Genomic DNA, 19,167 nt, shown 5'->3' on the forward strand with positions numbered 1-19,167 from the left:
ACTGCATTTAATCCCACTCTACCTGCAACCGTCCCTGACTGCTTTGAGCCAATTGCAGAGTGAAGTTGTGTTTATGTTCCAACGGCAAAGCCAGCCTATAACTTACTTGTTGTTCAAAGGACTGGGAAACTATTTTGCCATCAAACTGCGACAACCAGTGTTCCAGGTTCGGCTGATCGGCGTAACTGACCTGAATCGCCCCCTCAATCAAAGGCACAAAGGGTTCGGTAGGCAGGGTTTCCAGCGCCAGCTTCACGCCACCGGAGTAAGCGCGTACTAACCCGCCAACCCCGAGTTTAGTGCCGCCAAAATAGCGAATCACCACCACTGCCAACTGACCAACGTCCGCCCCCAACACCACGTTGAGCATCGGACGGCCCGCCGATCCTGCTGGCTCGCCATCGTCACTGGCACCAATGTCCCGAGTATCGCCGGGTGGCCCGGCGTTAAACGCCAGGCAGTGATGACTGGCTTCCGGGTGTAGCTGGCGAGCCCGTTGCTGCAACGCCCGCGCCTGCTTACCCTCAGTCACCGGGGCCACCCAGGTGATAAAGCGGCTGCGTTTAACCACTTCTTCGACTTCGTAATGGCCACTGGGTACGAGAAAACTGCCAGACATCAGGCCAGACCAAGATCCCGGGTCAGATTTTCGATTCTGTCCGCATGAATTACAACGTCATCCTCGATGCGCACACCACCGTAAGGCCGCAAGGCATCAATGCCCGTCCGGTTCAGCATCGAGCTTGCTTCGTCCTTCAGGCCATCCAGCAGGGTGTCAATGATGTACAAACCCGGTTCGATGGTCACCACCATTCCCGGCTCAATCACCCGGGTGCAACGCAGTGCCGGGTGCGCTTCAGGCGCGGCCAGATGAGTACCCTGCGGGTCCTGCATAAAACCACCGACATCGTGAACCTGAAGACCGATTTGATGACCCAGGCCATGGGGGAAGAACGCCGCCGTCACTCCGTTGGCAATTAATGCCTCGTCGGATCCGGCCGCCAAATCAAACTGACGCAGCATCTGAGCCACCCGCTGATGCATCGCCAAGTGCAGATCGGTGTAACGCATTCCCGGAGTCATGGTGGCGATCAAGGCTTGCTGATGGGCGTCCATGGCTGCCACCAACTCGGCAAACTTCGACTGCGAGTCAAACGCATAGGTCCGAGTGATGTCCGAGGCATAACCGTGAAAGCTGGCTCCGGCATCAAGAAGGAAACTGCGCATTTTCTCGGGGGCGGTCTTCTGCAACTTGGTGTAGTGCAAAATGGCGCTGTTTTCATTGAGGGCCACAATGTTGCCATAAGGCACATCATTCTCACCGTGCTGGGTGGCACTGAGGTAGGCCAACTGGATGTCAAATTCACTCTTCTGACCAAAAAAGGCATCCCTTGCCGCTTCATGACCACAGACCGCCACTTCGCTGGCGATGCGCATGCACGCCAGTTCATAATCGGTCTTATAGGCACGGTGATAATGCAGGTAATCCATCACCGGCTTAGGGTTTATCTGCGTCAGTCCCCACTCTGAGGCCAATTCAGGGTGTTCACCAATGTAGGCAAAATTAGCCAATGAGGCTGGCAGCAGCGCCCTTGCCTGCTCAGGCTTCTCAATGACCTGCAGATCGACAAACTCGGTCCAAAATTCAGTCGGCAACGGCGGCACTTTGTGCCAGAAGTCCACCGGACGATAAAACAGCAGCGTCGGTTTTTGACCGGGACGGATCAATAAAACGCAGTGTGGATCATCGGTGACCGGCAGCCAGTGTTTAAAGTGAGGATTCGGCTTAAACGGGTAGTCCATATCATCGAGGAAGATCCGCAGCGGTTGTCCCGAATGAATCACCATGCCATCCAGCCCCTGCTGGGCCAGTATGGTGTCACTGCGACGGGACAACTCTGCAATGTGAGCCTGATAAAGTGGCGCTAAACGTTCCATGACCATCTCTTCTTATTTACCGGTGTCGAATAGGCCGCCAGTGTAACACAGTCCCCTTGCCGACAATCCCTCGCTCATTCAGCCGATGTTAAACAGGCGTTTTAAATAGGTGTTGCAATTTATTGTGACGCAGGACACACTTTGAGTAATCGGTCACTAATTGGACGTGACCCCTCGCGGTAAAAAGGAAACCAAGCATGATTTTTCAAAGCAGCTCCATCGTGGTCAGCTGGCTGGAACCCGGTATCGCCAACCTGTGCTTTGACTCGGCCGGTTCAGTCAACAAGTTTGACCAATCCACTCTGAACGATTTCGACCAGGCGCTGACCGCCCTGGCCCAGGAAAACGACCTCAAAGGGGTCGTGGTCAGTAGTGGTAAAGATGCCTTCATCGTTGGCGCTGATATCACCGAATTTCTGGGCCTGTTCGCCGAGCCGGAACAAACCCTGAATAACTGGGTGGTGGAAGCCAACGCCATCTTCAATAAGCTGGAAGACCTGCCGGTTCCCACCATCGCCGCCGTACGGGGCTATGCCCTGGGTGGCGGCTGCGAAGCCATTCTTGCCTGTGACCTGCGTGTCGGCGACACCACTGCTCGCATCGGTCTGCCGGAAACCAAACTGGGAATCATTCCCGGCTTCGGTGGCACCGTGCGCCTGCCTCGGGTCATTGGCGCCGATAACGCCATGGAGTGGATCACTACCGGCCAGGAAAACCGGGCCGATGCCGCCCTGGCCGTGGGTGCCCTGGATGCGGTTGCTGCCGACGGCAAACTGATGGACGCGGCCACCAAGATGCTGAAGCAAGCCATCACCAAAGAGATCGATTGGCAAGCCCGTCGTCAACGCAAACTGAGCCCTTTGAACCTGTCCCAGATTGAAGCGGCGATGTCGTTCAATACCGCCAAAGGCATGGTAGCAATGAAGGCAGGTCCCCATTACCCGGCTCCCCACGCCGCCGTCCGCCTGCTGGAAACCGCCGCAGGTTGTGGCCGCACCGAGGCCCTTAACGCCGAAGCCGCCGCATTCATCAAGCTGGCGAAAAGCGATGTGGCACAGGCTTTAGTCGGCATATTCCTCAATGACCAATTCGTTAAGGGCAAAGCGAAAAAGGCCGGCAAGCAAGCCCGTGAATTCAAGAGTGCGGCGGTGATCGGCGCCGGAATCATGGGAGGCGGCATCGCCTACCAGTCGGCACGCAAGGGCATCCCCGCGGTCATGAAGGACATCGCCCAACCGGCACTGGATCTTGGCCTCAATGAAGCGGCCAAGCTGCTGGCAAAGCAGGTTGAGCGCGGGCGGATGAAACCCGCGGCCATGGCCAAGGTGCTGAACAACATCGTACCGTCTCTGGACTACACCGCCATCAAAGATGCCGATGTGGTGGTCGAGGCCGTGGTGGAAAATCCTAAGGTGAAGTCCATTGTCCTGGCTGAAGTCGAGCAAACCCTGCGTGACGATGCGGTCCTGACCTCTAACACCTCCACCATCTCCATCAACGCACTGGCAAAAAGCCTGAAACGCCCAGAAAACTTCTGCGGTATGCACTTCTTCAATCCAGTTCATCGAATGCCTCTGGTCGAGATCATTCGCGGCGAACACAGCAGTGAAGAAACCATCTCCACCGTGGTCGCCTACGCCGCCAAGATGGGAAAAACCCCCATCGTGGTCAACGACTGCCCCGGCTTCTTTGTTAACCGAGTGCTGTTCCCCTACTTCTTCGGTTTTAACCTGCTGCTACGTGATGGTGCCGACTTCCAGCAGGTCGACAAGGTGATGAGCAAGCAGTTTGGCTGGCCCATGGGCCCCGCCTACCTACTTGACGTGGTTGGCATCGATACCGCCCATCATGCGGTTGCCGTTATGGCTGAGGGTTTCCCGACCCGCATGAGCAAAACCTTCCGCGACGCTGTCGACATCCTGTTTGAAGCCGAACGTTATGGTCAAAAGAACGGTAAAGGCTTCTATCAATATGCTCCGGATCGTAAGGGCAAGCCGAAGAAGAGCGTCGATGAATTTACCTTGGCGGCACTAAAACAGGCCTACGGTGACAGTAAGCCGTTCGAGGCCGACGAAATCATCGCACGTACCATGATTCCCATGATCAACGAAACCGTACGCTGCCTGGAAGAAGGCATCGTTGCCACTCCGGCGGAAGCGGACATGGCGTTGGTGTACGGCATCGGTTTCCCACCGTTCCAGGGCGGCGTATTCCGCTATCTGGACACCCTGGGACTGAAGCAGTACGTGGCCATGGCCGACCGCTTTGCACACCTGGGCGAGATGTACCAGGTTACCGACAAATTGCGTGAGATGGCTGCCAACGGCGACCGTTTCTATTCAGCGAAATAAGGAGATTGGCAATGAAACACGCGGTAGTCGTAGATTGCATCCGCACCCCCATGGGCCGTTCCAAGGGTGGGGTATTCCGCAACGTTCGTGCTGAGACTCTGTCAGCACAACTGATGAAACAGCTGTTGCTGCGCAACCCCCAGGTGGATCCGGAGGAGATAGAAGACGTGATCTGGGGCTGTGTCCAGCAAACCCTGGAGCAGGGTTTCAACATTGGCCGCAACGCCGCCCTGCTGGCCGGCCTTCCCAAGTCCGTCGGTGGTGTCACCGTTAACCGTCTGTGTGGCTCGTCGATGCAGGCGATACACGACGCGTCACGCGCCATCATGCTGGACGAAGGCGACATCTTTATCGTCGGTGGCGTCGAGCACATGGGTCACGTCCCCATGAACCATGGGGTCGACTTCCACCCCGGCCTCGCCAACAACGTCGCCAAGGCCGCCGGCATGATGGGACTGACCGCCGAGATGCTGGGCAAGATGCACGGCATCAGCCGCCAAGCTCAAGATGAGTTTGGTGCCCGCTCTCACCAGCGCGCCCACCAGGCCACCCTCGAAGGCCGCTTCAACAACGAAATCGTCGCCATCGAAGGCCACGATGCCGATGGTGCCTTGGTTCGAGTCACTCAAGATGAAGTGATTCGCCCCGAAACCACCGTCGACAGCCTGAGTGGCCTGCGGCCGGTGTTTGATCCCGTCAATGGCACCGTCACCGCAGGCACCTCGTCGGCGCTGTCTGACGGTGCGTCCGCGATGCTGTTGATGAGCGAAGATAAGGCCAAGGCTCTGGGATTGCCGATTCGTGCCCGAATCCGCTCCATGGCCATCGCCGGCTGCGATCCCTCCATCATGGGTTACGGCCCGGTACCCGCCACTCACAAAGCGCTGAAACGTGCCGGCCTGAGCATGGCTGACATTCAGCAGGTCGAGCTGAACGAGGCGTTTGCTGCCCAGTCCCTGCCGTGTGCCAAAGATCTGGGGCTGTTGGATAAGATGGATGAGATGGTCAACCTCAATGGCGGAGCCATCGCCCTTGGTCACCCCCTTGGCTGCTCCGGAGCCCGTATCTCCACCACCCTGATCAACTTGATGGAACATCGCGACGTCGAGTTGGGACTGGCGACCATGTGCATTGGCCTGGGTCAGGGCATCGCCACGGTATTTGAGCGGGTATAACCAGCTCATCAACTGCCACAACAAGGGAAGCCTCGGCTTCCCTTTTTTGTGATCGCGCAGGTCAAACCGTGTTCAAATCGTCGTCATGGCTTGCGTCACCGACCCAGCGGCGTATCATATTCGCCCAGTTTTACAGAATGGGTTCCCCTGATGTCACACAGCTTTACCGATGCCACCCACACCCTCGATGCCATCGGCCTGCGTTGCCCGGAGCCGGTGATGATGGTGCGGAAAACGGTGCGAAAAATGGAACAGGGCGACACCTTGCTGATTACAGCTGACGATCCCTCCACCACCCGCGACATTCCAAGCTTTTGTCGCTTTATGGATCACACCCTGCTGGCCAGTCAGGTGGACAACGCCCCCTACCAGTACCTGATTCAGAAAGGGCGCTGATCACCGACGCACACACCCCGTTGCAAAAAAGCCGTTTATCGCGGCTTTTTTGATCTCTCCTCGCGTAAATTCAGTATCGCCGCCGAAACACCGAACAGGCCACCGCCACCTAAAACCTGAGTAGCATAAGCCACTGACACCTCCTCAGGGAGGACTGTATTCAATATCCGTCCCATTCAGTAGACTCATCGCAATTCCATAGAATGAGAACAACGACAGGGAGTCCAATGTCAGCCTTATCCCCCCTCAGAGCCAGTTTGCTGGCCGCCGGATTGTTTCTGAGTAGCCAACTCTTGGCCACCGACGCCCCAAGCTGGAACGTCAATCAGCCCCAGGGGCCGCTGCAGTCCATCAGCATCGACGTCACTCAAGGCACTTGGATGAACGTCGACATCAGCCCGGACGGTACCACCCTGGTATTTGATTTACTTGGCGATATCTACCAGATGCCCATCGAAGGCGGTGAAGCGACACCGCTTATCAAAGGCATTGCCTGGCATATGCAGCCCAGGTTCAGTCCAGACGGCAACTACATCGCCTTTACCTCCGACCAGGATGGCGGCGATAACATCTGGATTATGAACGCCGATGGCAGCGAGCCGCGTCCGGTCTCCTCAGAAAACTTCCGCCTGCTCAACAGCCCGGCCTGGAGTCCGGACAGCCAGTATCTGGTGGGCCGGAAACACTACACCGCCCAGCGCAGCCTGGGCGCCGGCGAGGTATGGATGTACCATGTCCAGGGTGGCGACGGCATTCAGCTGACAGAGCGCCCCAACGACCAGAAAGATCTCGGCGAGCCGGCCTTTTCTCCCGACGGTCGTTACCTGTATTTTTCCCAGGATGCGACTCCGGGCAAGACGTTCCACTACTCAAAAGATTCCGTACAGGGGATCTATAAGATCAAGCGCTACGACCGCCACAGCGGTGACATCGAGGTATTGCTCAGCGGCACCGGCGGCGCCATCAGGCCGACCCCCAGCCCAGACGGCAAAACCCTGGCCTACATCAGCCGCGATGGTTTTCAAACCAGCCTGTATCTGTATGACCTTCAATCAGGACAAAAGCGCAAGATCTATGACCGACTGGATCGGGACATGCAGGAGACCTGGGCCATTCATGGGGTCTACCCAACCTTGGCCTGGACCCCGGACAATCAACAACTGCTGTTCTGGGCCGGCGGCCAGATTCACAAACTGAACGTGCATTCCGGTGTCTCACAGGTGGTGCCATTTCATGTGGCGACCGACAAACAGGTGCAGCCGGCGGTGCGCTTCAGCCAGCAACTGGATCCGGATCAATTTGACGTCAAAATGCTGCGTCAGGTTCAGGTGTCACCCGACGGCAACACCGTGGTGTTTGAGGCTCTGGGTAAGCTATGGCAACGGCCGATAAAGGGTGACAAACCGCAGCGCGTTACCACCACTCAGGATGGGTTTGAATTGTTCCCGCAATTCTCCCGCGATGGCAAACACCTGGTCTTTGCCAGTTGGCAGGATGACCAACAGGGCGCCATCAAGGTCATCAATTTGAAGCGAGGCAAGGTCAACACCCTGACGACCCTGCCGGGCAAATACGTCGAACCCACCTTCAGTCCCGACGGCCGCACCGTGGTGTACCGCAAAGTAGACGGCGGTTACATTACTCCGGCAACCTGGGACAACGCTCCAGGTATCTACCGGGTTAGCGCCGAGGGCGGCACCCCGCTGATGATCAGCGACTGGGGCACCATGCCCCACTTTGGTCACCGTAATGACCGACTGTTCCTGACCACCCGCGCCGACGATAAACCGGCTCTGGCCAGTGTTAACCTGGATGGTTTCGACCGTCGAACTCATTTTACTTCCGATCACGCCACCGAATTTCATGTGTCTCCCGACGGAAACAAACTGGCGTTCGCCGAACGCTTCAAGGTATTCCTGACCCCCTTTGCCAGCCACGGCGAGACCCAGCACATCGGTCCCAACGGCGGCGGTTTGCCGGTCAAGCAGTTATCACAACGAGCGGGAGAAAACCTCAGCTGGAATCTGGCCAGCACCGGTCTGTACTGGTCACTAGGGCCGGAGTTGTACCAGGCCAATGTTGAACAGCTGTTTGACCCCAGTCAGCCCGAGGTCGAGCCGGCATCGGTCACCGACATCGGCTTTCAAGCCGACACCTATGTTCCACGTGAAACCATCGCCTTTGTTGGCGGCCAGGTAATCACCATGAACGGCGACCACATCATTCAAGACGGTGTGGTCATCGTCGAGGACAACCGCATCACCGCAGTCGGCAGTCGTGATCAGGTCAGTATTCCCGCCGGCACCCGAACCATCGACATTAAGGGCAAAACTCTGATGCCCGGCCTGTTTGATGCCCATGCTCACGGCAGTCAGGGCAACAACGAGATCATCCCCGAGCAGAATCGCATTAACTTCGCCAGCCTGGCGCTCGGCGTGACCAGCATTCACGACCCCTCCAACGACACCACCGAGATTTTTGCTGCCAGTGAACTGCAAAAATCCGGCGACATTATCGGACCGAGAATCTTCTCCACCGGCACCATACTGTACGGCGCCAACGGGCCCGGATACACCGCCCATGTGGACAGCCTCGAAGACGCCAAATTCCACCTGGAAAGGCTGAAAAAAGTGGGTGCGTTCTCGGTGAAGAGCTACAACCAACCGAGGCGAAATCAGCGCCAGCAGATCATCGCTGCCGCCAGAGAGTTGGAGATGATGGTGGTGCCAGAAGGAGGCAGCCTGCTGCAACACAATCTGACCATGATTGCCGATGGCCACACCGGCATTGAACACGCCCTTCCAGCTGCCAGTATCTATGACGACATTAAACAGTTCTGGAGTCAGACCGAGGTTGGCTACACGCCAACATTAGTGGTGGCCTACGGTGGAATCTGGGGAGAAAACTATTGGTACGACAAGACCGAGGTGTGGAAACACCCTCGCCTGTCCAAGTTCGTCCCTCAGGAGATCTTACGTCCACGAGCGATGCGTCGCACCACGGCACCGGACGAGCATTACAACCACTTCAACGTGGCCCGAGTGGCCAATGAACTCAGGCAACTGGGTATCAGCAGCAACATTGGCGCTCACGGCCAACGGGAAAGCCTGGGTGCCCACTGGGAGATCTGGATGTTTGCCCAGGGTGGAATGAGCAACCTGGAGGCGCTGAAGACCGCCACCATCAACCCGGCCCGTCACTTCGCCATGGACCAACAGATCGGCAGCATCGAAACTGGCAAGCTGGCGGACTTGATTGTCATCGACGGCGACCCACTGGCCAACATCCGCGACTCCGACAAGGTGCACTACACCATGGTAGGTGGCCGACTGTACGATGCGGCCACCATGAATGAGTTGAACGGCAAACGTCGACAACGGGCCCCATTCTACTTCGAGTAGCCGTTAAAACTGTCCCAGTCCGGGCCGCCTGCAATGGCGGCCTTTCTATTGGCTCAGTTGCTGACACTCGCGATAGCTGGGACAGTTGACCAGATGATCATTGAACATCCCCACCGCCTGCATAAAGGCGTAACAGATGGTGGTGCCCACAAAGCTGAAGCCCGCTTTCTTCAATGCCTTACTCATGGCATCAGATTCGACACTTCGAGTCGGATACGCATCGCCAGGCTTCAGGGCATTATCGATGGGCTGGCCGCCAACGAAGGACCACAAGTAGTCGGAGAAATCGACGCCCTGCTGCTGCAGCGCCAAATAGGCCTTGGCATTTTTGATGATCGAGTTGACCTTTAGCCGATTACGGACGATACCGGGATCCTGCAGCAACAGCTCAACCCGGGCCTCGTCGAACTCGGCAATCCTCGCCGGATCAAACTGTTCGAACACCTCGAAGTAGTGGGGTGTTTTTCGCAAAATGATCAGCCAGGACAACCCCGCCTGCTGGCCATCGAGGCATAATTTGGCAAACAGTTCCCGCTTATCCCGTACCGGACGCCCCCACTGGGTATCATGGTATTCGACGTACTGGGGATCGGTTCCACACCATGAACAACGTTGTTTATCCATCTATTGGCCATACCTTTATTAACACGACAAAAATTAGCCTACATACCAGCCCTCTCAGAAGGTATACTAACCAGCATTTCGCGCAAGTTTCACGCCATTTTAGACGTATCCAGGTGATACCCCATGCAAAAGTTTGACGTCAAGACCTTCCAGGGTCTGATCCTGCAACTGCAGGACTTCTGGGCTCGCCAGGGCTGTACCGTGGTGCAGCCACTGGACATTGAAGTGGGAGCGGGCACGTCCCACCCCATTACATGCCTTCGTGCCATCGGCCCCGAGCCGTTTGCCGCTGCTTACGTGCAGCCTTCCCGTCGCCCGACGGACGGTCGTTACGGTGAAAACCCGAACCGTCTGCAGCACTTCTACCAGTTCCAGGTCATCATCAAGCCGTCCCCGGCCGAGATTCAGGAACTGTATCTGGAGTCCCTGCGCGAACTGGGCATCGACACTGATATCCACGACATCCGCTTCGTTGAAGACAACTGGGAAAACCCGACTCTGGGTGCTTGGGGTCTGGGCTGGGAAGTCTGGCTCAACGGCATGGAAGTCACTCAGTTTACCTACTTCCAGCAAGTGGGCGGCCTCGACTGCAAACCGGTAACCGGGGAAATCACCTACGGCCTCGAGCGTCTGGCAATGTACATTCAGGGTGTAGATAACGTCTACGACCTGGTGTGGTCCGACGGCCCGCTGGGCACCACCAGCTACGGCGACGTGTTCCATCAGAACGAGGTGGAACAATCCACCTACAACTTCGAGCATGCCGACGTCGACTTCCTGTTCACCTTCTTCGACCAGTGTGAGAAAGAAGCGCGTCATCTGCTGGATCTGGACAAGCCGCTGCCGCTGGCGGCGTATGAGCGGATCCTCAAGGCCGGTCACGCCTTCAACCTGCTGGATGCCCGCAAGGCAATCTCCGTCACCGAGCGTCAGCGCTACATTCTGCGCATCCGCACCCTGACCAAAGCCGTAGCCGAAGCCTATTACGCTTCCCGTGAAGCCCTGGGTTTCCCAATGTGTCAAAAGGAGCAGTGATAGAATCATGGCTACTGAAACCTTTCTGGTAGAACTGGGCACCGAAGAGTTGCCACCAAAAGCTTTGCGCACCCTGGGCGAGGCGTTTCGCGACAACCTGGTTGACGCGCTGGCCAAGGCTGAACTGAGCCACGGCGACGTCGAGTGGTTCGCCGCTCCCCGCCGCATGGCCGTCAAGATTGCCGCCATGACCGACGCTCAACAAGACAAAGTCGTCGAGAAGCGCGGCCCTGCCATCAAGTCAGCCTTCGATGCCGATGGTAACCCCACCAAGGCAGCCCAGGGCTGGGCCCGGGGTAACGGCATCAGTGTCGACCAGGCTGAACGCCTGGTCACCGACAAGGGCGAATGGCTGCTGCACCGCGCCGAAGTGAAGGGTAAACCGGCAACCGAACTGCTCCCCACCCTGGTGGCCGATGCGCTGTCCAAACTGCCAATCCCCAAAGCGATGCGTTGGGGCTCCAGTGATATTCAATTTATCCGCCCAGTTCATACCCTGGCTCTGCTGCTGGGCAACACCAGCCTGGATGCCGAAATTTTGGGTATTCGCAGCGGCCTGACCATCAAAGGTCACCGCTTTATGGGCGCCCAAGAACTGACCCTGAATCATGCCGATGACTACCCGCAGTGTCTGCTGGAAACCGGCAAAGTCGTGGCCGATTACGAACAGCGTAAAGCCACCATCAAGGCCGACATCGAAACCGCGGCGCAACAGATTGGCGGCTGTGCCGACCTGGATGACGAACTGCTGGAAGAGGTGACCTCGCTGGTGGAATGGCCGGTGGTCATGATCGCCTCGTTCGAACCGGAGTTCCTCAAGGTACCGGCTGAAGCGCTGGTGTACACCATGAAAGGCGATCAGAAATACTTCCCGGTCTACGACCAAGACGGCGAGCTGATGCCAAAGTTCATCTTCGTTGCCAACGTCGAGTCCAAAGACCCGGCCCAGGTTATCGATGGTAACGAAAAGGTGGTTCGTCCCCGCCTTGCCGACGCCGAGTTCTTTTTCAATACCGATAAGAAGCAGAAGCTGATTGAGCAGCTGCCAAAACTGGACAGCGTGCTGTTCCAGAAGCAACTGGGCACCCTGAAAGACAAGACCGATCGGATTCAGGCACTGGCAGAGTACATTGCTGCCGGCATCGGCGCCGATACTGCCCACGCCTCACGAGCCGGCCTGCTGTGTAAGTGTGACCTGATGACCTCCATGGTGTTCGAGTTCACCGACACCCAGGGCATCATGGGCATGCACTACGCCCGCCATGACGGCGAAGCCGAAGAGGTCGCCGTTGCCCTGAACGAGCAGTACATGCCCCGCTACAGCGGTGACGATCTGCCACACTCCGGGGTAGCACAAGCCCTGGCCTTGGCCGATAAGCTCGACACTCTGGTGGGCATCTTCGGTATCGGTCAGGCCCCTAAAGGCGCCGCCGACCCGTTTGCCCTGCGCCGGGCCGCCATCGGTGCGCTGCGGATCATCGTAGAGAAAGGATTGGAACTGGACCTGGTTGACCTGACCGCTAAGGCTCAATCTCTGTTCGGCGACAAGCTGACCAACGACAAGGTCTGCGACGACGTCATCGAATTCATGCTGGGCCGCTTCCGAGCCTGGTACCAGGATGAAGGCTACCCGGTCGACGTCATTCAAGCGGTACTGGCCCTGCGCCCCACCCGTCCGGTGGACTTCGATCGCCGTGTTAAAGCGGTGCAAAGCTTCCGCTCTCTGGATGCCGCTCAGGCTCTGGCAGCCGCCAACAAGCGTGTGGGTAACATCCTGGCTAAATCGGACGCCCCTCTGGCAGACAGCATCGATGCCAACCTGCTTCAGGATGGTGCCGAGAAAGCCCTGGCAGAGGCCATTCTGGCCGCTCAGGCCAAGGTGCTGCCCCTGTTTGCCGACGGCAACTACAGCGATGGCCTGAGCCAGTTAGCCAGCTTGAGAGCGACCATCGACAACTTCTTTGAAGAGGTGATGGTCAACGCCGACGATCCGGCCCTCAAAGCCAACCGTCTGGCGATGCTGAACCAACTACGAGGCCTGTTCCTGCAGGTGGCGGACATCTCGCTGCTGCAACAGTAAAGCTCCTTTGCCGTGACATCGATAAACCGCCCTTTTCCGGGCGGTTTTTTATTATCCACTCATCAGAACAAAGCGTTCTTTCGATTTCTGTTGCCTTCTAGCGGTTTCGACATAGAATGTCGAAAACCGGTGCGTACGACCACTTTTATGGTCTCAGTGCATCGGTGCATCCCTCCTAAAGTACCGATTCCTGAGCCCCCCTATTTCGTAGTATTCGGGAATCGATCATGCATATTGAAGCTGACATCAAACTGGGTTTTAAAGACGTTCTGTTCAGACCCAAGCGCTCTACCCTGGCCAGTCGTTCGCAAGTTGATATTCGCCGTACCTTCCTATTTAAGCACGCCAAAGACAGCTGGACCGGGGTACCGGTGATCGCCGCCAATATGGACACCGTCGGCACCTTTGAGATGGCCGAAGCCCTGGCCGTTCACGGCATGCTGACCGCCGTGCACAAACACTACAGCGTCGACCAGTGGCAGCAATGGCTACAGGATAAAGACGCCGATTTCTTCGAACGCATCATGGTGTCCACCGGCGTGTCCGACAATGACTTCGACAAACTCGGTCAAATCATGGCATTGGACGTTCGCCTGAGATTCATCTGCATCGATGTCGCCAACGGCTATCAACAGAGTTTTGTCGACTTCGTTCGTCGTGTACGAGCGCAATTCCCGGACCAGGTGATCGTCGCCGGTAATGTGGTCACCGGCGAGATGGTGGAGGAGTTGCTGATCAGTGGCGCCGACATTGTTAAGGTCGGTATCGGTCCCGGCTCGGTGTGCACCACTCGAGTGAAAACCGGGGTTGGCTATCCTCAGTTGTCTGCCGTGATTGAATGCGCCGATGCCGCCCACGGCCTAGGTGGTCAGATAATCAGTGATGGTGGCTGCAGTTGCGCCGGCGACGTCTCCAAGGCCTTTGGTGGCGGAGCCGATTTCGTCATGATTGGCGGCATGTTTGCCGGTCACGATCAAAGTGGTGGTGAGACCATCGATAAAGACGGCAAAGCCTATCGCGCTTTCTACGGCATGAGTTCCTCCACCGCCATGGACAAATACTCCGGCGGTGTGGCCAACTACCGCGCCTCTGAAGGTAAGACCGTGATGGTGCCCTACCGGGGTGATGTCGAGTTCACCGTGCAAGATATCCTGGGAGGCGTGCGTTCGACCTGTACTTATGTAGGCGCCGCCAAATTGAAGGAACTGACCAAACGCACCACTTTCATTCGTGTACAAGAACAGGAAAATCGCGTCTTTAACTGATGTTCCACGTGGAACCCCTAGCGAATTAAAGCACTGCCGGAAACGGCAGTGCCTTATTGATAGTATCGAATGACCCGCCTGATTGTTTCACGTGGAACCTCGTCTCACAAAGTCAGGGATGACGGTATTCACTGCCCTTTTTTACGACCCATCCCATCTAGGACATGCCTCAAAAGACCACAGGTAGACGACGAGGGCCTATCCCTGCGCTGCCAGGCCCAACGCACACACCGAGTAGAGACAAAAAAAGGGGCCCTGTCGGGGCCCCTTTTTGTGGGTGTGCAAACCGGAATTATACGTCCAGGTTAGCCAACAACGCGTTCTGCTCGATGAAGTCACGACGCGGCTCCACCTGATCACCCATCAATGTGGTAAACAACTGGTCACAGGCGATGGCATCTTCAATGGTCACCTTCAGCATACGACGGGCTTCCGGATCCATGGTGGTTTCCCACAACTGCTCCGGGTTCATCTCACCCAATCCTTTATAGCGCTGAATGTACAGACCACGCTTGGATTCATTCATCAGCCAGTTGAGGCCCTGCTCAAAGGTGGTGATCGGGTAACGGCGCTCACCACGACTGATGTACCCGCCCTCTTCGATCAGATCCGCCACCTGCTCACCCAGGGCGACAATGGCCTTGTAATCCGGAGACTGAAGGAAGTCGTAAGTCAGCAGGTACTCATGGTCGATACCGTGTTGACGCAGGATCAGCTTCGGCACGTACACGGCACGCTCGGCATCAAACTCCACTTCGGCACGGTAGTAAGAGCCATCGCCTTCGGTTTCGGTGACGTCGTTGGCAAAGGCTTCGGCCCAATCCAGCACCACCGATTCCGACTTGATGCCTTCATCGGTCAGGGCGCCCGCGTAGATTAAAGCCTTAACCAGATTGCGTGGGAAACGACGGCTCTGACGGTCAATCACCGACTCAACACTGCGGAACTGATTCACCAAGGCTTCAAGGCCAGTATCACTGATACCCGGTGCTTCGGCATTCACGTGCAACGCGGACTTCTCCAGTGCCAGGGTAGTCAGATACTCGGTCAGCGCCTCATCGTCTTTGATGTAACGCTCCTGTTTACCCTTCTTCACCTTATACAGTGGCGGCTGAGCAATGTAGATGTAACCGCGCTCAATCAACTCAGGCATCTGCCGATAGAAGAAGGTCAACAGCAGCGTACGAATGTGCGAGCCATCGACATCCGCATCGGTCATGATGATGATGTTGTGGTAACGGGTCTTCTCCGGATCATAATCTTCGCGGCCGATGCCACAACCCAATGCGGTGATCAGTGTCGCCACTTCCTGAGAAGACAGCATCTTATCGAAGCGGGCCTTTTCAACGTTGAGGATTTTACCCTTCAACGGCAAAATCGCCTGTGTCTTACGGTTACGACCCTGCTTGGCGGAACCGCCGGCCGAGTCACCCTCCACTATGTAGATTTCCGACAGGGCCGGGTCCTTCTCCTGGCAATCTGCCAGCTTACCGGGCAATCCGGCCAGATCCATCGCCCCTTTGCGACGGGTCATCTCTCGAGCCTTACGTGCCGCTTCCCGAGCCCGCGCAGCATCGATGATCTTGTTCACCACCGCCTTGGCATCATTGGGGTTTTCCAGCAAGTAATCGGACAGCTTTTCACCCATCGCCTGCTCAACCGCCGTCTTCACTTCCGAAGACACCAGCTTGTCTTTGGTCTGTGATGAGAACTTAGGATCCGGCACCTTCACCGAAATCACCGCCGTCAGACCTTCTCGGGCGTCGTCACCGGTAGCGCTGGTCTTGTTCTTCTTGTTGAAGCCCTCTTTCTCCATGTAGGAGTTCAGGGTCCGGGTCAATGCCGCCCGGAAACCCGCCAGGTGAGTACCACCGTCACGCTGTGGAATGTTGTTGGTAAAGCAGTAGATGCTCTCCTGGAAACCGTCGTTCCACTGCATGGACACTTCTACTGCGATGCCGTCTTCCCGCTCCAGGTTGAAACTGAAGGCCATGGGATGGATCGGAGTCTTGTTTTGATTCAGGTATTCAACGAATGCCTGAATGCCGCCTTCGTAGCAGAAGTGGTCGTTCTTATCGTCACGCTCATCCACCAACTTAATGGAGACACCGGAGTTCAGGAACGACAACTCACGCAGACGCTTGGCCAGAATTTCGTAGTGAAACTCGATATTAGAGAAGGTACCAGGACTCGGCCAGAAACGGATGGCGGTACCGGTCTTATCGGTATCACCCACGGCCGCAACCGGCGCTTCTGGCTCACCCAGACGGTAGATCTGCTGATGCACCTTACCCTGACGACGAATGGTCAGTTCCAGCTTGTCAGACAAGGCGTTTACAACCGAGACACCCACACCGTGCAAGCCACCAGACACCTTATAGGAGTTGTCATCGAACTTACCACCGGCGTGAAGCACGGTCATGATCACTTCGGCAGCAGAGACTCCCTCTTCCGGGTGAATGTCCACGGGGATACCGCGTCCATCATCCTGTACCGACACTGAGCCATCGAGATGGATGGTGACAATGATGTCATTACAGTGACCCGCCAATGCCTCATCGATGGAGTTATCGACCACCTCGAACACCATGTGGTGCAAGCCGGTGCCATCATCGGTGTCGCCAATATACATACCTGGACGCTTACGCACTGCGTCCAGACCTTTCAGGACCTTAATACTTGAGGATCCATAGCTTTGTTCTGACATACGCTTGTCTCTGGTTAACTATCCTTTGTGGTGACCTGGCCGTGTTCCACGTGGAACACTCGCTGCCAACTCATCATTGCCAACTGTTCTGGATCAATGGCGGTAACAAAAACCTGGCCGCCGGTTTGCTCCAGTTGACTCAACAGCTGAGTCCGTTTCTCCGAATCCAACTCTGATGCCAAGTCATCAACTAAATAAATGCATTGTTTCTGGTGTTGCTCGCTCAGCAACACACCTTGGGCGATCTTAAGGGCGCAGACCAGCAACTTAAGCTGGCCACGGGATAACACATCCTGAACGGGTATGTTACTGACCCTCAGTCTCAGATCGGCTTTATGTGGTCCGGATACTGTGTAGCCTAATTGCTTATCACGGTGGAGCTGTGACTCCAGTATCTGTTCTATCGGGGTCTTTGAGTCCCAGCCCTGACTGAACGATACCCGTACCGGAACGTTGGGTAAAAACGCCCCTATTATACCCTTCAATACGTCATTTAACGAGTCTACCCACGCTCGCCGTCTCAGGGTTAATTCATTGCTATAATGGGCCAATTGCTTGTCCCAGATGGCGATCTGTCGATCATCCGCCTGACTGCGTAACAATTGATTCCGCTGCTTAAGCAAACGCCGGCAACGGGCCCAGATAAGATGAAACTGAGGGTCACTGTGAAACGCTCCCCAGTCGATGTATTCCCGCCGAGCCTTAGGGCCATCGAGCAACAAGGCAAAGCTCTCTGGAGTGATCAATTGCAACGGCAGCAGTTTGGCCAACTGAGCCAGCTTTTCCGGTCGCTCGCCGTTAATTCTGGCCTCGACTTCACCTTGACGGTTGCGCCTGAAGCCCAACCGCTGCTCGTCTCCTACCCGGGCAAACAGGGTAAACGCATCCTGCTCATATTGTATGACCCGTTGCGACTGATGACTGCGGAATGACCGTCCCAGGCTTAAAAACCAGATCGCTTCCAGCACGCTGGTTTTGCCACTGCCATTAGCGCCGTGGATAAGATTAAGGCCGCCAGCAGGGCGAATGTCGGCGGCCTTGATATTCCTGAAGTGAGTCAGCGAAAGCTGTTGAATGGCCATTACAAGCGCATCGGCATCACTACGTACAGTGCCTCGTCATCTTCCACGTTCTCAAACAGTGCACTGTTGTTAGCATCACTCATGATCAGCTTAACCTGTTCCCGCTTGAGGGCATTCAGTACATCCAGGACATAGCTGACGTTAAAGCCAATCTCCAGCTCGCCATGGGGAAACTCCACATCGAGCATCTCCACCGCCTCTTCCTGCTCAGGATTGTTGGCGGTGATCTTAAGTTCATTGTCGGCCAGATTAAGCCTAACGCCGCGAAACTTCTCGTTGGACAGAATCGCCGCCCGTGCAAAGGCATTACGCAGCACCTCCCGATCCGCGATAAGTACCTTGTCGCCACCTTGTGGCAACACTCGGCGATAATCGGGGAAACGCCCATCCACCAGCTTGGAGGTAAAAATGGCGTCTTCGGTAATGGCCCGAATGCTGCCATTGCCGATGCACAGAGTAATGTCGGCGTCTTCCTCACCGAACAGGCGCACCAGTTCCACCACGCCTTTACGAGGCACAATGACCTGCTTTTCTGGCAGCTGCGCCTCGATGGTGCGATAACTGACGGCAAGACGGTGACCATCGGTGGACACCGTCCTCAAGACGTTGTTGTCGGTTTCAAACAACATGCCATTGAGGTAATAGCGCACGTCCTGGTTGGCCATGGAGAACTGAGTGGCTTCGATCAGCTGTTTCAGCACACCCTGCTTAAGAGTGAACTGCACCTCCTCCTGCCAATCCCCCATGTTGGGGTAGTCTTCGGCGGGCAAGGTGGTCAAATTAAAACGACTGCGACCGGAACGAATCATCAGCCGGTTGTCTTGCTGCTCTATCTGGATGTCCACCAGATCCGGCAAGCTGCGGCAGATGTCGAGGAACTTTCGGGCCGGCACTGTCGTGCGCCCCGGCACCACATTGCCTTCCAGCGGTGACTGGCCCACCAACTCCACTTCCAGGTCGGTACCCGTCAGCTTGAGTAAGTGGTCACTAACCTCCAACAGCACGTTTGACAAGATTGGCAGGTTGTGACGTCGTTCAACGGCACCGGAGACCAACTGCAGTGGTTTCAATAATGCTTCGCGATTGATGGTAAATTTCATCGTCAATTCTCAG

Annotated in this window: 13 protein-coding genes; 7 read left to right on the top strand and 6 right to left on the bottom strand. The window is 56.3% G+C overall.

Annotated features, from left to right (window positions below; translation table 11 throughout):
- Positions 1-7: 7 nt before the first annotated feature.
- A complete protein-coding gene (locus tag H598_RS0111675; RefSeq protein ID WP_028113179.1) occupies positions 8-619 on the bottom strand; it encodes a YigZ family protein in 612 nt (203 codons plus the stop codon).
- Positions 619-1,938: a Xaa-Pro dipeptidase gene (gene pepQ / locus H598_RS0111680; RefSeq protein ID WP_028113180.1), complete on the bottom strand. Its 1,320-nt coding sequence runs from the start codon at positions 1,936-1,938 to the stop codon at positions 619-621. Before pepQ ends, H598_RS0111675 begins: the two co-directional genes overlap by 1 nt.
- A gap of 197 nt (positions 1,939-2,135) precedes the next feature.
- On the opposite strand from pepQ, the gene fadB reads away from it, so the two are divergent.
- The 4 genes from fadB to H598_RS0111700 all read left to right on the top strand — a co-directional run bounded on the left by fadB (position 2,136) and on the right by H598_RS0111700 (position 9,261).
- Positions 2,136-4,289, top strand: coding sequence for a fatty acid oxidation complex subunit alpha FadB (fadB, locus tag H598_RS0111685; RefSeq protein WP_028113181.1), 2,154 nt, complete (start codon positions 2,136-2,138; stop codon positions 4,287-4,289).
- An 11-nt stretch (positions 4,290-4,300) separates the two neighbouring features.
- Entirely contained in the window at positions 4,301-5,464 is a 1,164-nt protein-coding gene (gene fadA, locus H598_RS0111690; RefSeq protein WP_028113182.1) for an acetyl-CoA C-acyltransferase FadA, read from the top strand.
- A 150-nt stretch (positions 5,465-5,614) separates the two neighbouring features.
- A complete protein-coding gene (gene tusA / locus H598_RS0111695; RefSeq protein WP_028113183.1) occupies positions 5,615-5,860 on the top strand; it encodes a sulfurtransferase TusA in 246 nt (81 codons plus the stop codon).
- 227 nt (positions 5,861-6,087) lie between these two features.
- A complete protein-coding gene (locus H598_RS0111700) occupies positions 6,088-9,261 on the top strand; it encodes an amidohydrolase family protein (protein ID WP_028113184.1) in 3,174 nt (1,057 codons plus the stop codon).
- A 45-nt stretch (positions 9,262-9,306) separates the two neighbouring features.
- On the opposite strand, the gene H598_RS0111705 is transcribed toward H598_RS0111700, so the two are convergent.
- A complete protein-coding gene (locus H598_RS0111705) occupies positions 9,307-9,885 on the bottom strand; it encodes a DNA-3-methyladenine glycosylase I (RefSeq protein WP_028113185.1) in 579 nt (192 codons plus the stop codon).
- 123 nt (positions 9,886-10,008) lie between these two features.
- Between H598_RS0111705 and glyQ the strand changes: the two genes are divergently transcribed.
- The 3 genes from glyQ (at position 10,009) to H598_RS0111720 (ending at position 14,265) form a co-directional block, all read left to right on the top strand.
- The gene (glyQ, locus tag H598_RS0111710; protein WP_028113186.1) at positions 10,009-10,920 is read left to right on the top strand and encodes a glycine--tRNA ligase subunit alpha; all 912 of its coding nucleotides are present in this window, start codon (positions 10,009-10,011) and stop codon (positions 10,918-10,920) included.
- Between the two features lie 7 nt (positions 10,921-10,927).
- On the top strand, positions 10,928-13,000 hold the full coding sequence (gene glyS / locus H598_RS0111715; RefSeq protein WP_028113187.1) for a glycine--tRNA ligase subunit beta: 2,073 nt from the start codon (positions 10,928-10,930) through the stop codon (positions 12,998-13,000).
- A 227-nt stretch (positions 13,001-13,227) separates the two neighbouring features.
- Complete coding sequence (locus tag H598_RS0111720) at positions 13,228-14,265, top strand: GMP reductase (protein ID WP_028113188.1); 1,038 nt, start codon at positions 13,228-13,230, stop codon at positions 14,263-14,265.
- A 292-nt stretch (positions 14,266-14,557) separates the two neighbouring features.
- Here the strand turns inward: H598_RS0111720 and gyrB are convergent, their stop codons facing one another.
- From gyrB to dnaN, 3 genes are read right to left on the bottom strand one after another with little or no spacing between them, the layout of a single operon-like run.
- Complete coding sequence (gyrB, locus tag H598_RS0111725) at positions 14,558-16,972, bottom strand: DNA topoisomerase (ATP-hydrolyzing) subunit B (protein ID WP_028113189.1); 2,415 nt, start codon at positions 16,970-16,972, stop codon at positions 14,558-14,560.
- Positions 16,973-16,986: 14 nt separating this feature from the next.
- Entirely contained in the window at positions 16,987-18,054 is a 1,068-nt protein-coding gene (gene recF, locus H598_RS0111730) for a DNA replication/repair protein RecF (protein WP_028113190.1), read from the bottom strand.
- Positions 18,054-19,154: a DNA polymerase III subunit beta gene (dnaN, locus tag H598_RS0111735; protein ID WP_028113191.1), complete on the bottom strand. Its 1,101-nt coding sequence runs from the start codon at positions 19,152-19,154 to the stop codon at positions 18,054-18,056. The genes recF and dnaN overlap by 1 nt, the downstream gene beginning before the upstream one ends.
- Positions 19,155-19,167 lie beyond the last annotated feature (13 nt).

It is taken from the genome of Ferrimonas kyonanensis DSM 18153 (genome assembly GCF_000425405.1).
Classification (GTDB): domain Bacteria; phylum Pseudomonadota; class Gammaproteobacteria; order Enterobacterales; family Shewanellaceae; genus Ferrimonas; species Ferrimonas kyonanensis.

Bases quoted from the DNA above. Each gene is read 5' to 3' on its own strand.
- fadA (WP_028113182.1), top strand. From the start codon at position 4,301: ATGAAACACGCGGTAGTCGTAGATTGCATCCGCACCCCCATGGGCCGT.
- fadB (WP_028113181.1), top strand. From the start codon at position 2,136: ATGATTTTTCAAAGCAGCTCCATCGTGGTCAGCTGGCTGGAACCCGGT.
- H598_RS0111705 (WP_028113185.1), bottom strand. From the start codon at position 9,885: ATGGATAAACAACGTTGTTCATGGTGTGGAACCGATCCCCAGTACGTC.
- gyrB (WP_028113189.1), bottom strand. From the start codon at position 16,972: ATGTCAGAACAAAGCTATGGATCCTCAAGTATTAAGGTCCTGAAAGGT.
- H598_RS0111675 (WP_028113179.1), bottom strand. From the start codon at position 619: ATGTCTGGCAGTTTTCTCGTACCCAGTGGCCATTACGAAGTCGAAGAA.
- dnaN (WP_028113191.1), bottom strand. From the start codon at position 19,154: ATGAAATTTACCATCAATCGCGAAGCATTATTGAAACCACTGCAGTTG.
- recF (WP_028113190.1), bottom strand. From the start codon at position 18,054: ATGGCCATTCAACAGCTTTCGCTGACTCACTTCAGGAATATCAAGGCC.
- H598_RS0111700 (WP_028113184.1), top strand. From the start codon at position 6,088: ATGTCAGCCTTATCCCCCCTCAGAGCCAGTTTGCTGGCCGCCGGATTG.
- glyQ (WP_028113186.1), top strand. From the start codon at position 10,009: ATGCAAAAGTTTGACGTCAAGACCTTCCAGGGTCTGATCCTGCAACTG.
- H598_RS0111720 (WP_028113188.1), top strand. From the start codon at position 13,228: ATGCATATTGAAGCTGACATCAAACTGGGTTTTAAAGACGTTCTGTTC.
- glyS (WP_028113187.1), top strand. From the start codon at position 10,928: ATGGCTACTGAAACCTTTCTGGTAGAACTGGGCACCGAAGAGTTGCCA.
- tusA (WP_028113183.1), top strand. From the start codon at position 5,615: ATGTCACACAGCTTTACCGATGCCACCCACACCCTCGATGCCATCGGC.
- pepQ (WP_028113180.1), bottom strand. From the start codon at position 1,938: ATGGAACGTTTAGCGCCACTTTATCAGGCTCACATTGCAGAGTTGTCC.